This is a genomic window from Streptomyces sp. NPDC006207, assembly GCF_040613835.1.
Classification (GTDB): domain Bacteria; phylum Actinomycetota; class Actinomycetes; order Streptomycetales; family Streptomycetaceae; genus Actinacidiphila.
This window is the reverse complement of the sequence record NZ_JBEXSX010000014.1, coordinates 123210-141688: the sequence shown is the minus strand read 5'-3', so window position 1 is coordinate 141688 and position 18479 is coordinate 123210. Positions and strand designations below refer to the sequence as shown.

Below are 18479 nucleotides of genomic sequence, written 5' to 3'. Positions count from 1 at the left end.
GAAGTGGGGCGTCGGCGGAATTCGTACGCCTCGAGATGATGCTGTGATCGACAAGTGCATGTGCGGAACGGGGGTAATGCTGAATACTCGGCACCAGCCGGTCCGTATGTGTGAGCTGGAGGGGTCGGGCGTGAACGATGAGCCGTCGGGGGTTGTTGGGCCCCGGAACCCTGAGGCCGTGACACAGAGCGCCTGGCAGTCCAGTCCGCCCGGCTCCCTCTACGACTACATCCGGGTGGCCTCGTTCTCCCTCGGCCCCGACGGGCGGATCGAGCAGTGGAGCGAGCGCGCCGAGGAGTTCTTCGGCGTACCCGCCTCCGAGGCGCTGGGCCAGGACCCGATCACCGCCTTCGTCCCCGAGGACCGGCGTACCCGGGCGCACGAGCGCATCGCGGAGATCCTCGACGGGCGCGAGTGGATCGGCACCGTGCCGTACCGCGACAAAGCCGGCCAGGAGGGCCTGGCCGAGGTCTACGTCATGCCCTCGCGGAGCGAGACCGGCGGGCGCGGGGCGCTCTGCATCGCCGTGGACGTCCGCGTCCTGCGTCAGATCGAGACCGATCTCGCCTCCTCGCAGGCGGTGTTCGGCCAGTCGCCGATGGGCTTCATCCTCTTCGACACCAACCTCAAGCTGCTCCGCGTCAACCAGCGCTTCGCCACCGTCTTCGGCCGCAGCCCCGGCGACCACCGGGGCCGCACCCCGCACGACTTCCTCTCCCGCGTCGAGGCGGACCGGCTCACCGCCGCGCTCAAGCAGGTGCTCGACAGCGGCGACCCGGTGCTCGACATGACGATCGTCGGCACCGTCTCCTCGGGGTCCGGCGCCAACAACCGCAGGCGCTGGGCGATCTCGCTGTACCGGCTGCACAGCGGCAGCGGCCGCCCCATCGGCGTCGCCGGCCTCGCCCAGGACGTCACGGGACGCCAGCGCGCCGAGCGGGAGGCCGCGCACACCCGGCGCAACCTGGCCCTGCTCAACGAGGCCAGCCGGCGCATCGGCAGCTCCCTGGACCTGGAGACCACCGCCCGCGAACTGCTCGACGTCGCCGTGCCGCACTTCTGCGACCTGGCCTCCGTCGACCTCTACCAGGCGCTCCTGGTCGGCGAGGAGGGCCCGGTCGGCACCGCGGACGGCAGCGGCGAGGTCCGCCGGGTCGCCTTCGCAAGCGCCGTCTCCGACGCGCCCGTCGCCCCCCTGGACGGCGGCCACACGGGCGGCCCGGTCTCCGTGGGCGCCGTCCACCGCTACCCCTTCAACTCCCCCTGGGCGGGCGCCCTGCGCACCGCCCAGACCCAGGTCATAGGCGCCGACGGCGGCGATCCGGAGGTGGAGCTCGGCGAACTCGGCGGGGGCCTGGTGCAGTCCACCCTCGCCGTGCCCGTCGTCGCCCGCGACACCGTCCTGGGCCTGGTCCAGTTCGCCCGCGCCAAGGGCAGCGAACCGTTCTCCGAGCGCGACCGGATGCTCGCCGAGGAACTCGCCGCCCGCGCCGCCGTCTTCATCGACAACGCCCGGCTCTACCGGCGCGAGCACGAACGCGCCCTCATCCTGCAGCGCAGCCTCCTCCCGCCCGGCAACCCCGAGGCCGCCGGACTCGACATCGCCTGCCGCTACCTGCCCGGCAACATGGAGACCGAGGTCGGCGGCGACTGGTTCGACGTCATCGAGCTCCCCGGCCACCGCACCGCGCTCGTCGTGGGCGACGTCATGGGCCGCGGACTGCGCGCCGCCGTCGCCATGGGCGAGCTGCGCACCGCCGTACGCACCCTGGCGCTCCTGGACATCGAGCCCGCCGACGTGCTCTCCGCCCTCGACGAGGTCGCCCGCGGCCTCGGGGGCAGCGGCGACGGCCGCAGCAACCGGCGCGGCAAGGAGGCCGACGGCTCGGACCTGTCCGAGGTCTACCTCGCCACCTGCGTCTACGCCGTCTACGACGCCATCACCCGGCGGGTCACCATCGCCAACGCCGGCCACCTGCCGCCGGTCCTGGTCGAACCCGGCGAGCAGGCCATGATGCTGGAGGTGCCCACCGGCATGCCGCTGGGCGTCGGCGGCGAGCCCTTCGAGGAGGTCGAGGTCGACCTGCCGGACGGCGCCCTCCTGGCCCTGTACACCGACGGTCTCGTCGAGTCCCGCAACCACCCGCTCGACGAGGGCCTGCGCGCCTTCCGTGCCGCGCTCGACGAACCCCAGCGCCCGCTGGAGGACGTCTGCGACCACATACTCGCCCGGCTCGACACCGCCCACGGCGAGGACGACATCGCCCTGCTCATGGCGCGCGTCCACGGCCTGCCCGAGGACTCCGTGGGGGACTGGACGCTGGAGCCCAACCCCCGTTCGGTGGCCCGCGCACGCGAGCTCGCCCGCGACTGCCTGGTCGCCTGGGGCCTGGCCGCGCTGGTCGACACCACCGAACTGCTCGTCAGCGAACTGGTCACCAACGCCCTGCGGCACGGCCAGGGCGACATCCGGCTGCGCCTGCTGCGCGACCGCACCCTGGTGTGCGAGGTCTGGGACGACGCGCTCGCCCAGCCGCGCCGCCGACGCGCCCGGGCCACCGACGAGGGCGGCCGCGGACTGCAGCTGGTCTCCCTGCTCAGCACCCGCTGGGGTTCCCGGCGCACCCACCGGGGCAAGACCGTCTGGTTCGAGCTGGACCTGCCCTCGGACGGCGAGGGCAGCACCGGCGAGGACACGATAGAGGCGCTGCTCAGCCTCTTCTGAGCAGCGCCTCCACCGCGGGGGAGCACCGCAGGGGTCAGCTCCTGCGCCGGATCCTGTTGCCGAGCCAGACCAGCGGGTCGTACTTGCGGTCCACCGCGCGCTCCTTGAGGGGGATGAGCGCGTTGTCGGTGATCTTGATGTGCTCGGGGCAGACCTCGGTGCAGCACTTGGTGATGTTGCAGTAGCCGAGCCCGTGCTCGTCCTGGGCGGACCGTTTGCGGTCCAGGCCCTGCTCCTCCGCCGCGTCCAGCGGGTGCATGTCCAGCTCCGCCACCCGCATCAGGAAGCGCGGACCGGCGAACGCCTTCTTGTTCTCCTCGTGGTCACGGACCACGTGGCAGGTGTCCTGGCACAGGAAGCACTCGATGCACTTGCGGAACTCCTGCGAGCGCTCCACGTCCTCCTGGAGCATCCGGTACTCGCCCGGCGCCACGCCCTCGGGCGGGACGAAGGACGGCACCTCCCGCGCCTTCTCGTAGTTGAAGGACACGTCCGTCACCAGGTCCCGCACCACGGGGAAGGTCCGCATCGGCGTGACCGTGATGGTCTCGTCCCGGCCGAACACCGACATGCGGGTCATGCACATCAGCCGCGGCCTGCCGTTGACCTCCGCACTGCACGAGCCGCACTTTCCGGCCTTGCAGTTCCACCGCACCGCCAGGTCGCCCGCCTGGGTCGCCTGCAGCCGGTGGATGATGTCGAGGACCACCTCGCCGTCGTGGACCTCGACCTGGTAGTCCTGCAGCCCGCCGCCGTCCGCGTCGCCACGCCAGACCCTGAAGTGCGCCGTGTACGTGCTCACCGGTCCAGCTCCTCGTCCGTCAGGTACTTCAGCAACTCGTCCTTCTCGAAGAGCGCGAGCAGGTCGGGCCGGATCGGGTCCATCTCGCGCCGCGTGACCGACACCTCGCCGAACGCGTCCGCCGGCTCGGCCAGTTCGCAGACCAGGTTGAGCTTGCGCCAGCGGCGGTCCATCTCCGGGTGGTCGTCGCGGGTGTGGCCGCCCCGGGACTCCGTGCGCTCCAGCGCCGCCCGGGCCACGCACTCGCTGACCAGCAGCATGTTCCGCAGGTCGATGGCGAGGTGCCAGCCCGGGTTGAACTGCCGGTGCCCCTCGACGCCGGCCCGCCGGGCCCGTACCCGCAGCGCGTCCAGCCGGGTCAGCGCCTCCTCCATCTCGCCCTGCCGGCGGATGATGCCGACCAGGTCGTTCATGGTCTGCTGCAGTTCCTGGTGGAGCGTGTACGGGTTCTCCGGGACTTCGTCCGGCACGGCCCCGGCCTCCGCGCTGAACGGCCGCAGCGCCTCCGCCGCGGCGGCGTCGACCTGCCACTCCGCGACGGCCGGACGCGTGCCGCCGGTCCCGGCCGCGTACTGCGCCGCGTGCAGGCCCGCCCGGCGCCCGAAGACCAGCAGGTCCGAGAGCGAGTTGCCGCCCAGCCGGTTGGAGCCGTGCATGCCGCCGGCCACCTCGCCGGCCGCGAACAGCCCGGGCACCCCGGTCGCCGCAGCCGAGTCCGGGTCGACGTCCACGCCGCCCATCACGTAGTGGCAGGTGGGGCCGACCTCCATGGCCTCGGCGGTGATGTCGACGTCCGCCAGCTCCTTGAACTGGTGGTGCATCGAGGGCAGTTTGCGCCGGATGACCTCGGCCGGCAGCCGGGTCGACACGTCCAGGAAGACCCCGCCGTGCGGGGAACCACGGCCGGCCTTGACCTCGGAGTTGATGGCGCGGGCCACCTCGTCGCGGGGGAGCAGTTCCGGGGGCCGGCGGTTGTTGTCCGGGTCCTCGTACCAGCGGTCGCCCTCGTCCTCGCTCTGGGCGTACTTCTCCTTGAAGACGTCCGGGACGTAGTCGAACATGAACCGCTTGCCCTCGGAGTTCCGCAGCACCCCGCCGTCGCCGCGCACCGACTCGGTGACGAGGATGCCCTTCACCGACGGCGGCCAGACCATCCCCGTCGGGTGGAACTGCACGAACTCCATGTTGATCAGCGGTGCCCCGGCCAGCAGCGCCAGTGCGTGCCCGTCGCCGGTGTACTCCCAGGAGTTCGACGTCACCTTGAAGGACTTGCCGATGCCGCCGGTCGCCAGCACCACGGCCGGCGCCTCGACGACGAAGAAGCGCCCCGACTCGCGGACGTAGCCGAAGATCCCGGAGACGCGGTCGCCGTCCTTGAGCACCCGGGTGACCGTGCACTCCTGGAAGACCTTCAGCCGGGCCTCGTAGTCCCCGTGCTCCCGGTAGTCCTCCTGCTGCAGCGAGACGATCTTCTGCTGGAGGGTGCGGATCAGCTCCAGGCCCGTACGGTCGCCGACGTGCGCCAGGCGCGGGTACTCGTGACCGCCGAAGTTGCGCTGGGAGATCTTCCCGTCCTTCGTGCGGTCGAAGAGCGCCCCCCAGGTCTCCAGCTCCCACACCCGGTCCGGCGCCTCGCGGGCGTGCAGTTCCGCCATCCGCCACTGGTTGAGGAACTTCCCGCCGCGCATGGTGTCGCGAAAGTGGACCTGCCAGTTGTCGTGCGGATTGACGTTGGCCATGCTCGCGGCGATGCCGCCCTCGGCCATCACCGTGTGCGCCTTGCCGAAGAGCGACTTGCAGATCACGGCGGTGCGCATGCCCTGCTCGCGCGCTTCGATGGCGGCGCGCAGCCCCGCCCCGCCCGCGCCGACCACGACGACGTCGTACGTGTGCCGTTCGACTTGTGCCATCAGAAGAACCTCGGATCGTCGAACGCCCCACTGGCGACCAGGTAGACATAGAGATCGGCGAGCGCCACGCTCACCAGCGACAGCCAGGCCAGCAGCATGTGGCGGGAGTTGAGCTTCCCCACCCAGGTCCACATGCGGTAGCGCACCGGATGCCGGGAGAAGTGCCGCAGCCGGCCGCCGACGATGTGCCGGCAGGAGTGGCACGAGAAGGTGTACGCCCAGATCAGGGCGATGTTCACCAGCAGCACCAGGGTGCCGAGGCCCATGTGGCCCCACGCCCCGTGCTCGTCCCGGAAGGCGAGCACGACGTCGTAGGTCAGGATCCCGGCGACCGGGATGGCGAAGTAGAAGAAGTACCGGTGGATGTTCTGCAGGATCAGCGGGAACCGCGTCTCACCGGTGTACTTCTCGTGCGGCTCGGCCACCGCGCAGGCGGGTGGCGAGGCCCAGAAGCCGCGGTAGTACGCCTTGCGGTAGTAGTAGCAGGTCAGCCGGAAGCCCAGCGGGAAGATCAGCACCAGCAGGGCGGGGGACAGCCCCCACCAGTCGCCGAACAGCGGCCAGCGTGCGCCGAGCGGCATGTCCACGCAGTTCGAGCCCAGGCAGGGCGAGTAGAACGGCGAGACGTACGGCTCGGCGTAGTAGTGCGCGTTCGCGAAGGCCCGCCACGTCGAGTAGACGACGAAGGCGCCCAGGCCGAGCGCGGTGAGCAGCGGCTGCAGCCACCAGCGGTCGGTGCGCAGGTGTCGTGCCGGAATGGCCGCGCGCCCGGCGGAAAGGACGCCGTGGCGCGCGGGTGGAGCGGGTGGTGTCGGTGGAGCGGGCGGTTGTGTGTCGGTGGCCAAGGACTACTCCTAGGGCGCTCGGCGGTCCGGCGCCCCCAGCCCTTCGTCTTCCGCGCCGGACCAGAGACTGGGGTCGTACGGCGTATCCGGGATCGTCACCATCTCCTGCCGCGCCTTCTGCCCGGCCGGGGTGGTGCCGACGCTGTCGCGCAGCAGCGCGAGGTCGTCGCTGAGGTGCTTGGTGTCGGCACGGACACGCCTCATGTCCAGGCTGTCGCCGACGTGCTGCTCCAGCTTGGACACGGCCCGGCCCAGTTCATCCAGCCGGCGTTGTACCGATGCAAGTTCGTCCTGCAGGGACATGGCTGTCCTCACCTCCGCCACGTTGCGGGTGCACGACGCTAACGCCAAGCGAGTGTCGCGCGTCACAGTCGCGCTTGGGAAGAGATCTGCAGGGATTGTCCCACCTACGGGTGGCGCGCGCCCGGTGCGAACGCGCCGTGGCGCGTGATTCCCCCGAAGGCCGCGCACCCGTGCGGGGGTGGTGTCCGGCGCACGGGGCCGGGGCCCGCGCAGGCGTTGCGCCGGGCGGGTGGGAGGCGGGGGCACGCGACGTGTCGACGGCGTCCGCGGTCGCGGAATGGCTTTCAGTAGGTGCGATAAGCGGCAAATAGGCCGTCCTGTGATCATGGCCCCCTCGCGGAGGTACGCACGCATGGCCCGCAGCGCCACCTTGATCCGCTCCGCGACCGCCGTGGCACTCGCCGCCGTGGTCGCCGCCTCCGCCGGGTGCTCCGCCGGCAAGGACGACCCCCTCGCAGGGACCGACCTTGCCTCGGCGCCCCGGGACGGGGTGCGCGACGGAGGCACCCTGCGCTGGGCCGTGGACGCGGCGCCCGGCACCCTGAACGCGTTCCAGTCCGGGGCGAACGACGCCACCGCCCTGGTCGCCGCGGCCGTGCTGCCCGCCGCCTTCCGGCTGGACGGGAAGGGCCGCCCGTACCTGGACACCGACCTGCTGCGGTCGGCCACGGTGGTGCGGAGCGAGCCGCAGCAGGTCGTGTCGTACCGGCTCAACCCCAAGGCGGTCTGGAGCGACGGCCGCCCGATCGGCGCCGCCGACTTCGCCGCCCAGTGGAAGGCGCTGCGCGGCACCGAGGACGCCTACTGGACCGCGCGCAACGCCGGGTACGACCGGATCTCCTCGGTCAAGGCCGGCAAGGACGCGCACGAGGTGAAGGTCACCTTCGAGAAGCGGTACGCGGACTGGCAGTCGCTGTTCACCCCGCTGTACCCCAAGGCCGTCACCGGCACCGCCAAGGCCTTCAACGAGGGGGCGCGCCGCGAGCTGCCGGTGGCCGGCGGGCCCTTCGCCGTCCGCAGCGCGAGCGGGAAGTCCGTCACGCTGGTCCGCAACACCAAGTGGTGGGGCGACCGCGCCAAGCTGTCCCAGCTGGTCCTCGCCGCCACGCCCGCCCACCAGCGGGCCGCCGACCTGGCCTCCGGCGCGCTGGACGTGGCCGAGGTCGACCGTGACGTGACCGGCAAGCACGTGGCCGTCTACCGGACGCGCGCCGCCTCCTACACGCAGCTCGCCCTCAACGGTTCCACCGGGCCGCTCGCCGACGAGCAGGTGCGGCACGCCGTGGCCCGCGCGGTGGACCGCCGGGCCATCGCCAAGGCGGTGCTGGCGCCCCTCGGCCTGCCCGACGAACCGCTCGGCAACCACCTGCTGCTGCTCACCCAGGCCGGGTACGCCGACCACAGCTCGGCCCTGGGCACGTCCGACACTAAGGCCGCCCGCGCCCTGCTCGCCGACGCGGGCTGGCAGCGCACCGCCCTGGACCCCGGGGCCGGGGCGGGCGGCGGCGGTGCCGGGGCGGCGGAACGCAACCAGGCGGCGCCCGCGCACAAGGTCGAGGTCAGCGTCGTCGAACCGGACAAGACGGTGCTGCGCAAGAACGGCAAGGCGCTGACGCTGCGCTTCGTCCTGCCCAAGTCCTCGGCGACCCTGAACACGGTCGGCGAGCGCATCGCCACGATGCTCTCCGGCATCGGCGTGCGCACCGAGCTGCAGCGGGTCTCCGACGACAGCTTCTTCCGCGACCACATCGCGGCCGGCGACTTCGACCTCGCCCTGTACGGCTGGCCCGGCACGGCCTTCCCGGCGACCGACACCCGCCCGATCTTCGCCAAGCCCGAGCCCGCGCCGGACGGCTCCCTGGTGGTCGAGCAGAACTACCCCCGGGTCGGCACCGACCTCATCGACCAGCTCTTCGACCAGGCCGCCGGCGAGCTCGACCCGGCCGAGGCCCGGGACTTCGCCGCCCGCGCCGACGCCCGGATCTGGGCGGCCGCGGGTTCCATCCCCCTCTACCAGCGCCCCGAGCTGGTCGCCCTGCGCAAGGACGTCCTCAACGCGGGTGCCTTCGGTTTCGCGACGCCGCGCTTCCAGGACATCGGCTTCAGGAAGTAGGGCCGCACACGTGACGTCCGTCACGGTGGCCGGGCCCGCGCTTCCACCGTGCGAGGTGCCGTCCTCCCCCCGCCCTGCGGATCGGGGAGGCGGCCCGGCCCCGACCGACCCGGGACGATCATGCCCGGGCGGCCCTTGCCGCCCGGGCCCCGTACCATGGGGTGAGGCCGTGGCTTGACTCGCCCGGCGGGCTAGGTGTGCCGACGAGGGCACGCCGCCCCACCTACCTACCCGGGAGAAGCGCCCCAGTATGCCCACGCGTAACGACATTCGTAATGTCGCCATCGTCGCCCACGTCGACCACGGCAAGACGACGCTGGTGGACGCCATGCTCAAGCAGGCCGGAGCCTTCGCCGCGCACCAGCATCTGGACGACCGGATGATGGACTCCAACGACCTGGAGCGCGAGAAGGGCATCACCATTCTCGCGAAGAACACGGCCGTGAAGTACCACCCCAAGGGTGGCGGCGAACCCATCACGATCAACATCATCGACACCCCCGGCCACGCCGACTTCGGCGGCGAGGTCGAGCGCGGCCTGTCGATGGTCGACGCGGTCGTGCTGCTGGTGGACGCCTCCGAGGGCCCGCTGCCGCAGACCCGCTTCGTGCTGCGCAAGGCGCTGGCCGCGAAGCTGCCGGTCATCCTCTGCATCAACAAGACCGACCGCCCGGACTCCCGGATCGACGAGGTCGTCAACGAGACGTACGACCTGTTCCTGGACTTGGACGCGGACGAGGACCAGATCGAGTTCCCGATCGTCTACGCCTGCGCGCGGGACGGCGTGGCCTCGCTGACCAAGCCGGAGAACGGCACCGTCCCGGCCGACAGCGACAGCCTGGAGCCGTTCTTCTCCACGCTGCTGGAGCACGTCCCGGCCCCGGTGTACGACGAGGCCGCCCCGCTGCAGGCGCACGTCACCAACCTGGACGCCGACAACTTCCTGGGCCGTATCGCGCTGCTCCGCGTCGAGCAGGGCGAGCTCAAGAAGGGCCAGACGGTCGCGTGGATCAAGCGTGACGGCTCGATCGCGAACGTCCGCATCACCGAGCTGATGATGACCGAGGCGCTCACCCGCAAGCCCGCCGAGAAGGCCGGCCCGGGCGACATCTGCGCCGTCGCCGGCATCGCCGACATCACCATCGGCGAGACGCTGGCGGACCCGGAGAACCCGATCGCGCTGCCGCTGATCACGGTGGACGAGCCGGCGATCTCCATGACCATCGGTGCGAACACCTCGCCGCTGGTCGGCCGTGGCCCCGGCGGCAAGGGCGCCGACAAGTCGGCGGTCAAGGACCGCAAGGTCACCGCCCGCCTGGTCAAGGACCGCCTGGAGCGCGAGCTGATCGGTAACGTCAGCCTCCGCGTGCTGCCGACCGAGCGCCCCGACACCTGGGAGGTGCAGGGCCGTGGTGAGCTGGCCCTGGCCATCCTCGTCGAGACCATGCGCCGGGAGGGCTTCGAGCTGACCGTCGGCAAGCCGCAGGTGGTCACCCGCGAGGTCGACGGCAAGGTCCACGAGCCGGTCGAGCGCATCACCATCGACGTGCCCGAGGAGCACATGGGCGCCGTGACGCAGCTCATGGGCACCCGCAAGGGCCGGATGGACAACATGTCCAACCACGGCTCCGGCTGGGTCCGCATGGAGTTCGTCGTGCCCTCCCGCGGTCTGATCGGCTTCCGCACCGAGTTCCTGACCGGCACCCGCGGCACGGGTATCGCCCACTCCATCCACGAGGGCCACGAGCCCTGGTTCGGCCCCCTGGTGACCCGTAACAACGGCTCCCTGGTCGCCGACCGTGCCGGTGCCGTCACCGCCTTCGCGATGACGAACCTCCAGGAGCGCGGTGTGCTCTTCACCGACCCGGGCACCGAGGTGTACGAGGGCATGATCGTCGGCGAGAACTCCCGCGCCGACGACATGGACGTCAACATCACCAAGGAGAAGAAGCTCACGAACATGCGGTCCTCGTCGGCCGACTCGTTCGAGGCGATCGTCCCGCCGCGCAAGCTCTCCCTGGAGCAGTCGCTGGAGTTCTGCCGCGACGACGAGTGCGTCGAGGTGACCCCGGAGACGGTCCGCATCCGCAAGGTCGTCCTGGACCAGAAGGAGCGCGGCCGCACCGCCTCCCGCGCCAAGCGCTGAGGACCCTGCGGTCCGCGCCGGCGGCGCGGACCGCACCCTCGGCGGTTGCGCGGACACCGGCCCGGCCGTCCCCGTCCCACGGGGGCGCCGGGCCGCTTCGCGGCCGCTCCCGGACGAGTGCAGCGCGGATGCGACATCACGGGACATCCACGTCGATCACGGCGTGCGTGGAGCGCCGTTCTCCGTGAGGGCGGTCACATCGAGGGCCCTTTCCGGGCCGGTTGTGACCGAACTCACCGGGGCTCCGCCCGTTGCGCGCGGTTCGGTTCCCGGCGCGGCGATGTGTCGCGGTTGCGCCAGTGGCGTGGGCGCGACAGCTCGTTCCCTGTCGGCCCGTCAGGCACGTACATTCGCGTGGAATCTACGCGCTTTGAGGGCAACCGGATTTCAGTCCTGCGACGTCCGGATACCGGACGACGTTCACCGGTACTTGTGTTACAAGTCCGTTTCGTCGGTGTCTGTCTACAATCTAAATGTCCGAATTGCGGGATTGTTTTGGACCGGTTGTGACCAAAACGAGATCGTAAGTGTGTGGTTCGTAGGCCCAACGTGACCGATAGTTGGAGCCGTTGAGCTCGGGTCAATGGGTCCAAGCGCTTATGGGGAGCGCCGACTCACGAGCACAGGTGACCGGTATCACTGTCAGGGGTGTCAGTGAGGCCGGCCCTTTCACGTAAGAACAGTGACTCCTGAGGAGGCAAACCCATGCGCGGTGCCAAGAGCGCCACTTGGGTCGCAGGTGCGATCATCGTCGCTATGGCTGCTACCGCTTGCGGTGGCGGCGGTGGTGACAAGGGCAGCAGCAACGACGCTGGCGGCGTCAACCCCAACGGCAAGTTCTCCGTCGAGGTCGGCGAGCCGCAGAACCCCCTGCAGCCTGCCAACACCATGGAGTCCAACGGCAGCATCGTCGTCCGCTCGCTGTTCGCGCAGCTCGTGGACTACGACCCCAAGGGCAACATCGTCATGGTGAACGCCAAGTCGGTGGACACCAAGGACAACAAGACCTTCACGGTCACCCTGAAGGACGGCTGGACCTTCCACGACGGCACCCCGGTGACCGCCGAGTCCTACGTCAAGGCGTGGAACTGGGCCGCCAACATCAACAACGCCCAGACCAACGCGTCGTGGTTCGCCGACATCAAGGGCTTCGCGGACGTCCACCCCGAGAAGGAGGGTGCGAAGCCGAAGGCCGACGCCATGTCCGGCCTGAAGGTCGTCGACGACAAGACCTTCACCATCGAGCTCACCACCCCGATCCCGTACTTCGTGTACAAGCTCGGTTACGAGGTGTTCTCGCCGCTGCCGGAGTCCTTCTACAAGGACCCGAAGGCCGCGGGCGAGAACCCGGTCGGCAACGGCCCGTACCAGTTCGTCAAGTGGGACCACAAGAAGCAGATCGAGGTCAAGCGCTTCGACGGCTACAAGGGCCCGGACAAGGCGAAGAACGGCGGTGTGATCTTCAAGAACTACACCGGCCTCGAGGCTGCGTACGAGGACCTGAAGTCCGGCAACGTCGACGTCCTGCGTCAGATCGGCCCGAAGGACCTCCCGGTCTACCGCGACGACCTCGGCGACCGCGCCGTGGACCAGGCGTACTCCGCCATCCAGTCCATCGTCCCGGCCTTCTACTCCAAGCAGTGGAAGAACGTCGACCCCAAGGTCATCCAGGGTCTGTCGATGGCGATCGACCGCGACACCATCACCAAGACCGTGCTCCAGGGCACCCGTGAGCCCGCCACCGGCTTCGTCGCCAAGGGCGTGCTGGGCTACCAGGACAACGTGGGCGGCGACGTCTTCAAGTACGACCCCGCGAAGGCCAAGGAGCTCATCCAGGCCGGCGGCGGCGTCCCCGGCAACAAGATCTCCATCCAGTACAACGCCGACGGCGGCCACAAGGAGTGGGTGGAGGCCGTCTGCAACAGCATCACCAACGCGACGGGCATCAAGTGCGCCGGCGACTCCAAGGCCGACTTCCAGAGCGACCTGGACGCCCGTGAGGCCCACGAGGTCAAGTCGATCTACCGCAGTGGCTGGGTGCTCGACTACCCCGTGAACGCCAACTTCATCCGTGACCTCTACGGCACCACCTCGGCGGGCAACCAGTCCGGCTTCTCCAACAAGGAGCTGGACGCGCTGATCAAGAAGGCCGACACCGCGGCCACGCTCGACGAGTCGGTCAAGGAGTACCAGGAAGCCGAGAAGAAGATGGTCGAGCTCATGCCCGCCATCCCGCTCTGGTACTACAAGGTCAACGCCGGCTACTCGGAGAACGTCACCAACGTCCAGTACGCCCAGAACGGTGACCCGATCCTCACCGGCGTCGAGGTCAAGAAGTAACCATCGCGTAGTGAGCACGCTGGCGCGGGGCTGACGGAGACGTCGGACGCGCGGGGTGCAGGCAACGGCTGGGGGGCCCTTCTCCCGTCTTCCCGAAGAGGAGGACGGGGGAAGGGCCCATCTCTGCTGCCACAGCGACTGACATGGAGGCACGATGGGGCGTTACGTCGCGCGGCGACTGCTCCAGATGATCCCGGTTTTCATCGGGACGACTCTGCTTATCTTTCTCATGGTCTACGCCCTCCCCGGCGACCCCGTACGGGCGCTCTTCGGCGACAAGGGCGCGGACCCGGCGACCGTGGCGCGGATCCGTCACGACCTCGGTCTCGACCAGCCGATCCTGAAGCAGTACTGGGATTACATGACGGGCATCATCCTGCACTTCGACTTCGGCAACCAGATCGCCAGCGGTCGGCCGGTGCGGGACGTGCTCGGCGAGGCCTTCCCGGTGACGATCCGGCTCGCCTCGCTCGCCTTCGCGATCGAACTGGTCGTGGGCATCGCCCTCGGTGTCTGGGCCGGCATGCGGGCGGGCAAGCTCGCCGACTCGCTGGTGCTGATCTTCACCCTGCTGCTGATCTCGGTCCCGGTCTTCGTCCTCGGCTTCATCTTCAAGCTGGTCTTCGCCTTCCAGCTCGGGTGGATGACACCGAACGTCCAGGACGACAGCAACTACAACCAGCTGCTGATGCCCGCCATCGTGCTGGCCGCGCTCTCGCTGGCGTACGTGGCGCGCCTCACCCGTACCTCCATAGCCGAGAACCTGCGCGCCGACTACATGCGGACCGCCATCGCCAAGGGCCTGCCCCGGCGCCGCGTGATCGGTGTGCACCTGATGCGCAACTCGATGATCCCCGTCGTCACCTTCCTCGGCACCGACATCGGCGCCCTGATGGGCGGCGCGGTCGTCACCGAGGGCCTGTTCAACATCCACGGTGTCGGCGGCACGATCTACGAGTCCATCCTGCGCCGTGAGGGGACCACGCTGGTCGGCCTCGTCACCGTCCTCGTGCTGGTGTTCCTCTTCACCAGCCTGCTCGTCGACCTGCTCTACGCGGTCCTGGACCCGAGGATCCGTTATGCCTGACGTCACCAAGACCGCCGTCGAGAACGCGGACCCGATGGGGGCCACGGCCGCGGACGCCGCTGCCGCCACCGGGCCCGCGCCCGCGGCGGAGAAGGCGCGCAGCCTGTGGGGCGACGCCTGGCGGGACCTGCGCCGCAACCCCTACTTCGTGGTCTCCGGCATCCTGATCCTGCTCCTCCTGCTGATCGCGGTCTTCCCGGGCCTGTTCACCAGTGCCTCGCCGACCTACGCCGACCTGCGGAACCACTACCTGGGCAAGCCCGAGTACGGCAAGGTCTTCTCCGCGGAGTGGCTCGGCTACGACGGGCAGGGCCGCAGCGTCTACGCCCGTGTGATCTACGGGACCCGCGCCTCGATCACGGTCGGCGTCAGCGTGACCCTCCTGGTCACCGTGCTGGGCGGCCTGATCGGCATGATCGCCGGCTACTTCGGCGGCTGGGTCGACACGATCCTGTCCCGGCTCACCGACGTCTTCTTCGCGGTGCCCTTCCTGCTCGGCACGCTGGTCGTCCTGAACTCCTTCACCGACCGCACCGTCTGGGTGGTCTCCGGCGCCCTGGCCTTCCTCGGCTGGACGCAGATCGCCCGCGTCATGCGCGGCTCGGTGATCACGATCAAGCAGGCCGACTACGTGCACGCGGCCCAGGCGCTGGGCGCGAGCACCACCCGGATCCTGTTCAAGCACATCCTTCCGAACGCCGTCGCCCCGGTGATCGTCGTCGCCACCATCGCGCTCGGCGGTTACATCTCGGCCGAGGCGACCCTGTCCTACCTCGGCCTCGGTCTGCCCACGTCCGTGGTCTCCTGGGGTCAGGACATCTCCGGCGGTGCCCAGCAGATCCGTACGGCGCAGCACATCATGCTGTACCCGTCGATCATGCTGAGCATCACGGTCCTGGCGTTCATCATGCTCGGCGATGCGGTCCGCAACGCCCTCGACCCCAAGCTGCGCTGAGGGAGGCGTACGTGACCACCATCGACAAGAACGCGGACGTGCCCGCGCCCCGTACCGGGGACGCCGCCGCTCCGCTGCTGGAAGTGCGCGACCTGCACGTGGAGTTCCACACCCGTGACGGCGTCGCCAAGGCCGTCAACGGTGTGAACTACACGGTGTCGGCCGGTGAGACCCTGGCAGTGCTGGGCGAGTCCGGCTCCGGCAAGTCCGTCACCGCGCAGGCGATCATGGGCATCCTCGACATGCCGCCCGGGAGGATCCCGCAGGGCGAGATCCTCTTCCAGGGCCGGGACATGCTCAAGATGTCGGGCGAGGAGCGCCGGAAGATCCGCGGCCGCAAGATCGCGATGATCTTCCAGGACGCGCTGTCCTCGCTGAACCCGGTGCTGACCGTCGGCTACCAGCTGGGCGAGATGTTCCGGGTCCATCAGGGCCTGTCCAAGAAGGAAGCCAAGGCCAAGGCCATCGAGATGATGGACCGGGTCCGCATCCCGGCGGCGAAGGAGCGGGTCAACGACTACCCGCACCAGTTCTCCGGCGGTATGCGCCAGCGCATCATGATCGCGATGGCGCTCGCCCTGGAGCCCGAGCTGATCATCGCCGACGAGCCCACCACGGCGCTCGACGTGACGGTGCAGGCGCAGGTCATGGACCTGCTCGCGGACCTGCAGCGCGAGTACAACATGGGCCTGATCCTCATCACCCACGACCTCGGCGTGGTCGCCGACGTCGCGGACAAGATCGCCGTGATGTACGCGGGCCGGATCGTCGAGACCGCGCCGGTCCACGAGATCTACAAGCGCCCGGCGCACCCGTATACCAAGGGCCTGCTGGAGTCGATCCCGCGCCTGGACCAGAAGGGCCAGGAGCTCTACGCGATCAAGGGCCTGCCCCCGAACCTGCTGCGCATCCCCACCGGCTGCGCCTTCAACCCGCGCTGCGAGATGGCGCAGGACATCTGCCGCACCGAGGTCCCCACGCTGCACCGGGTGACCGAGCAGGACGGCAGCGAGCTGCCGGGCCGCGGCAGCGCGTGCCACTTCTGGAAGGAGACGATCCATGGCTGACGTCACCAAGAACGACGAGGCCGTCTCCGACGAGGTGGCGGCGGTCGAGGCCGCGATCGCGCAGCCGGTCAAGCGGGGCGAGCCGATCCTCCAGGTGCGCAACCTGGTCAAGCACTTCCCGCTGACCCAGGGCATCCTCTTCAAGAAGCAGATCGGCGCCGTCAAGGCCGTCGACGGCATCTCCTTCGACCTGTACCAGGGCGAGACCCTGGGCATCGTGGGCGAGTCCGGCTGCGGCAAGTCCACCGTCGCCAAGCTGCTGATGAACCTGGAGCGGGCCACCGCCGGCGAGGTCTTCTACAAGGGGCAGGACATCACCAAGCTGTCCCGCCGCGCCCTGAAGGCCGTGCGCCGGAACATCCAGATGGTGTTCCAGGACCCGTACACCTCGCTGAACCCGCGCATGACGGTCGGCGACATCATCGGCGAGACCTTCGACATCCACCCCGAGGTGGCACCGAAGGGCGACCGGCGCCGCAAGGTGCAGGAGCTGCTGGACGTCGTCGGCCTGAACCCGGAGTACATCAACCGGTACCCGCACCAGTTCTCCGGCGGCCAGCGGCAGCGCATCGGCATCGCCCGCGGCCTGGCGCTCAACCCGGAGATCATCATCTGCGACGAGCCGGTCTCGGCGCTGGACGTCTCCGTGCAGGCGCAGGTCATCAACCTGATGGAGAAGCTGCAGGACGAGTTCAACCTCTCCTACATCTTCATCGCGCACGACCTGTCGATCGTCCGCCACATCTCCGACCGTGTCGGCGTGATGTACCTGGGCAAGATGGCCGAGATCGGTACCGACACCGAGATCTACGACCACCCGACCCACCCGTACACCCAGGCCCTGCTCTCGGCCGTGCCGGTGCCGGACCCGGAGGCGCGCGAGCACCGCGAGCGCATCATCCTCAGCGGTGACGTCCCGTCGCCGGCCAACCCGCCGTCCGGCTGCCGCTTCCGCACCCGGTGCTGGAAGGCACAGGACCGGTGTGCCACCGAGGAGCCGCTGCTGGCCATCCCGCAGCGCTTCAAGGGCGAGGACACCCCGGCCGCGCACGAGTCGGCGTGCCACTTCGCCGAGGAGAAGGACGTCGTCCACGCGGTGAACTGAGCACCGCCCGCACCACCCACGAGGGGCGCCCGCACGATTGCCGTGCGGGTGCCCCTCGGGCGTTCACGGCCGTACGGGGCGGCCGTCCGGCCCGGCGAGCGCGAGAGCGGTGAGGAAGGCCCCCTGGTGCGGGTCGGCCCAGTCGTCGTTCTCCGTGGCGTCCAGGAGCGTCCAGATGCCCCACTCGACCTGCATGTAGCGCACGGCCACCGGCCACAGGGCCACCTCGGCCGCGGTCAGCGTGCAGTGGCGGCGGTAGGCGTCGTGGAAGACGGCCCATTCGCCGGGCGTGAACGGCCGCGGCGGGGCGCCCGGGGACTCGGTGTGGAAGAGGAGCAGCGCCAGCGCGAGGTCGAGCAGCCGGGGCGCGTACTCGGCGTTCTCCGGGTCGATCAGGACCGGGCCGCCCTCGGCGTAGACCAGGTTGTTCGCCTTGAAGTCCATCGACGCGACGACACGGGGCAGGCCCGCGTCGCGCAGGGCGGGCAGCAGATGCGTCATCAAGGTCCGCGACCACAGCTCCAGCCGGGCCGTCGCGGCCTCGCGGACCGCCGGGGCGTGGCGGGCCAGGGCGGGGCGCAGCGCGTCGAGCTCGGCTTCGAGGTCCGCCGCTTCGTGGTCCGGCCAGATGAAGGCGGGGACCGCGGCGGGGCCGTCGGCGCTGTGGGCGTGCAGCCGTCCCAGCAGGTCGCCCGCCGCCTCGATGTCTGCCCCCGTACCGCGGTAGGGCCGGCCTTCCACCCAGGGGTAGGCCACCCAGTCCCCCTCGCCGATCCTGGCCGGGTTCGCGGCCGCCCCGTCGAGCGGGGTGACCACCGGGACGCCCCGCGCCGCCAGCGCGCGCGTCCAGCCGGCGACGGCCGCCGCCGCGGTCTGCGGCGATGCGGCCTTCTTCAGCGCCGCTTCCGTACCGGCCACACGGCAGCGGAAGACCGGCGAGTGCGGGTGGACCGAGCGGGCGGGACGGTCGCCCTCGGCCACCCCGAAATGGGCGAAGACGTCGGCGAAGGGCCGGGAGCGCGCGAGGGGCATGGCGGGGATCCTGTCCTGCCGGGAGACCCGGCCGCGGCGTGCGGGGCGG

At 70.1% G+C, this 18479-nt stretch carries 13 protein-coding genes; 8 read left to right on the top strand and 5 right to left on the bottom strand.

The annotated features are described in order from the left end of the window. Positions 1–106 precede the first annotated feature (106 nt). A complete protein-coding gene (locus ABZ312_RS14340; protein WP_500328033.1) occupies positions 107–2725 on the top strand; it encodes a SpoIIE family protein phosphatase in 2619 nt (872 codons plus the stop codon). 34 nt (positions 2726–2759) lie between these two features. On the opposite strand, the gene ABZ312_RS14335 is transcribed toward ABZ312_RS14340, so the two are convergent. The 4 genes from ABZ312_RS14335 to ABZ312_RS14320 are packed head-to-tail and all read right to left on the bottom strand — an operon-like array spanning position 2760 to position 6585. Next, positions 2760–3527: a succinate dehydrogenase/fumarate reductase iron-sulfur subunit gene (locus tag ABZ312_RS14335; RefSeq protein WP_500328032.1), complete on the bottom strand. Its 768-nt coding sequence runs from the start codon at positions 3525–3527 to the stop codon at positions 2760–2762. Then, positions 3524–5437 carry a fumarate reductase/succinate dehydrogenase flavoprotein subunit gene (locus tag ABZ312_RS14330; RefSeq protein WP_500437733.1) on the bottom strand — a complete coding sequence of 638 codons (1914 nt, stop codon included), beginning with the start codon at positions 5435–5437 and terminating at the stop codon, positions 3524–3526. The genes ABZ312_RS14335 and ABZ312_RS14330 overlap by 4 nt, the downstream gene beginning before the upstream one ends. Continuing rightward, positions 5437–6282 (bottom strand): succinate dehydrogenase subunit SdhC, encoded by an 846-nt coding sequence (sdhC, locus tag ABZ312_RS14325; RefSeq protein ID WP_500356681.1) that lies wholly within the window; start codon positions 6280–6282, stop codon positions 5437–5439. The genes ABZ312_RS14330 and sdhC overlap by 1 nt, the downstream gene beginning before the upstream one ends. Positions 6283–6291: 9 nt before the next feature. Beyond that, positions 6292–6585 (bottom strand): Rv0250c family protein, encoded by a 294-nt coding sequence (locus ABZ312_RS14320; RefSeq protein WP_499513748.1) that lies wholly within the window; start codon positions 6583–6585, stop codon positions 6292–6294. A 352-nt stretch (positions 6586–6937) separates the two neighbouring features. Between ABZ312_RS14320 and ABZ312_RS14315 the strand changes: the two genes are divergently transcribed. The 7 genes from ABZ312_RS14315 to ABZ312_RS14285 all read left to right on the top strand — a co-directional run bounded on the left by ABZ312_RS14315 (position 6938) and on the right by ABZ312_RS14285 (position 17398). Then, entirely contained in the window at positions 6938–8698 is a 1761-nt protein-coding gene (locus ABZ312_RS14315) for an ABC transporter family substrate-binding protein (RefSeq protein WP_500356683.1), read from the top strand. Positions 8699–8948: 250 nt separating this feature from the next. Continuing rightward, positions 8949–10844, top strand: coding sequence for a translational GTPase TypA (gene typA, locus ABZ312_RS14310; protein WP_499513750.1), 1896 nt, complete (start codon positions 8949–8951; stop codon positions 10842–10844). 705 nt (positions 10845–11549) lie between these two features. Further along, entirely contained in the window at positions 11550–13184 is a 1635-nt protein-coding gene (locus tag ABZ312_RS14305) for a peptide ABC transporter substrate-binding protein (protein WP_500356684.1), read from the top strand. 154 nt (positions 13185–13338) lie between these two features. After that, complete coding sequence (locus ABZ312_RS14300) at positions 13339–14271, top strand: ABC transporter permease (RefSeq protein ID WP_500328025.1); 933 nt, start codon at positions 13339–13341, stop codon at positions 14269–14271. Beyond that, positions 14264–15226, top strand: coding sequence for an ABC transporter permease (locus ABZ312_RS14295; protein ID WP_500328023.1), 963 nt, complete (start codon positions 14264–14266; stop codon positions 15224–15226). Before ABZ312_RS14300 ends, ABZ312_RS14295 begins: the two co-directional genes overlap by 8 nt. A gap of 11 nt (positions 15227–15237) precedes the next feature. Next, positions 15238–16293, top strand: coding sequence for an ABC transporter ATP-binding protein (locus ABZ312_RS14290; RefSeq protein ID WP_500356686.1), 1056 nt, complete (start codon positions 15238–15240; stop codon positions 16291–16293). Then, entirely contained in the window at positions 16286–17398 is a 1113-nt protein-coding gene (locus ABZ312_RS14285) for an ABC transporter ATP-binding protein (RefSeq protein ID WP_499513755.1), read from the top strand. The genes ABZ312_RS14290 and ABZ312_RS14285 overlap by 8 nt, the downstream gene beginning before the upstream one ends. Positions 17399–17461: 63 nt before the next feature. On the opposite strand, the gene ABZ312_RS14280 is transcribed toward ABZ312_RS14285, so the two are convergent. Beyond that, positions 17462–18430, bottom strand: a complete 969-nt coding sequence (locus ABZ312_RS14280) for a phosphotransferase enzyme family protein (RefSeq protein ID WP_500328020.1) — start codon at positions 18428–18430, stop codon at positions 17462–17464. Between the last annotated feature and the right edge of the window lie 49 nt (positions 18431–18479).

Excerpts from the sequence above, each read along its gene's own strand:
- ABZ312_RS14330 (WP_500437733.1), bottom strand. The coding sequence starts at position 5,437 with ATGGCACAAGTCGAACGGCACACGTACGACGTCGTCGTGGTCGGCGCG.
- ABZ312_RS14280 (WP_500328020.1), bottom strand. The coding sequence starts at position 18,430 with ATGCCCCTCGCGCGCTCCCGGCCCTTCGCCGACGTCTTCGCCCATTTC.
- ABZ312_RS14295 (WP_500328023.1), top strand. The coding sequence starts at position 14,264 with ATGCCTGACGTCACCAAGACCGCCGTCGAGAACGCGGACCCGATGGGG.
- ABZ312_RS14315 (WP_500356683.1), top strand. The coding sequence starts at position 6,938 with ATGGCCCGCAGCGCCACCTTGATCCGCTCCGCGACCGCCGTGGCACTC.
- ABZ312_RS14320 (WP_499513748.1), bottom strand. The coding sequence starts at position 6,585 with ATGTCCCTGCAGGACGAACTTGCATCGGTACAACGCCGGCTGGATGAA.
- typA (WP_499513750.1), top strand. The coding sequence starts at position 8,949 with ATGCCCACGCGTAACGACATTCGTAATGTCGCCATCGTCGCCCACGTC.
- ABZ312_RS14340 (WP_500328033.1), top strand. The coding sequence starts at position 107 with ATGTGTGAGCTGGAGGGGTCGGGCGTGAACGATGAGCCGTCGGGGGTT.
- ABZ312_RS14285 (WP_499513755.1), top strand. The coding sequence starts at position 16,286 with ATGGCTGACGTCACCAAGAACGACGAGGCCGTCTCCGACGAGGTGGCG.
- ABZ312_RS14300 (WP_500328025.1), top strand. The coding sequence starts at position 13,339 with ATGGGGCGTTACGTCGCGCGGCGACTGCTCCAGATGATCCCGGTTTTC.
- ABZ312_RS14305 (WP_500356684.1), top strand. The coding sequence starts at position 11,550 with ATGCGCGGTGCCAAGAGCGCCACTTGGGTCGCAGGTGCGATCATCGTC.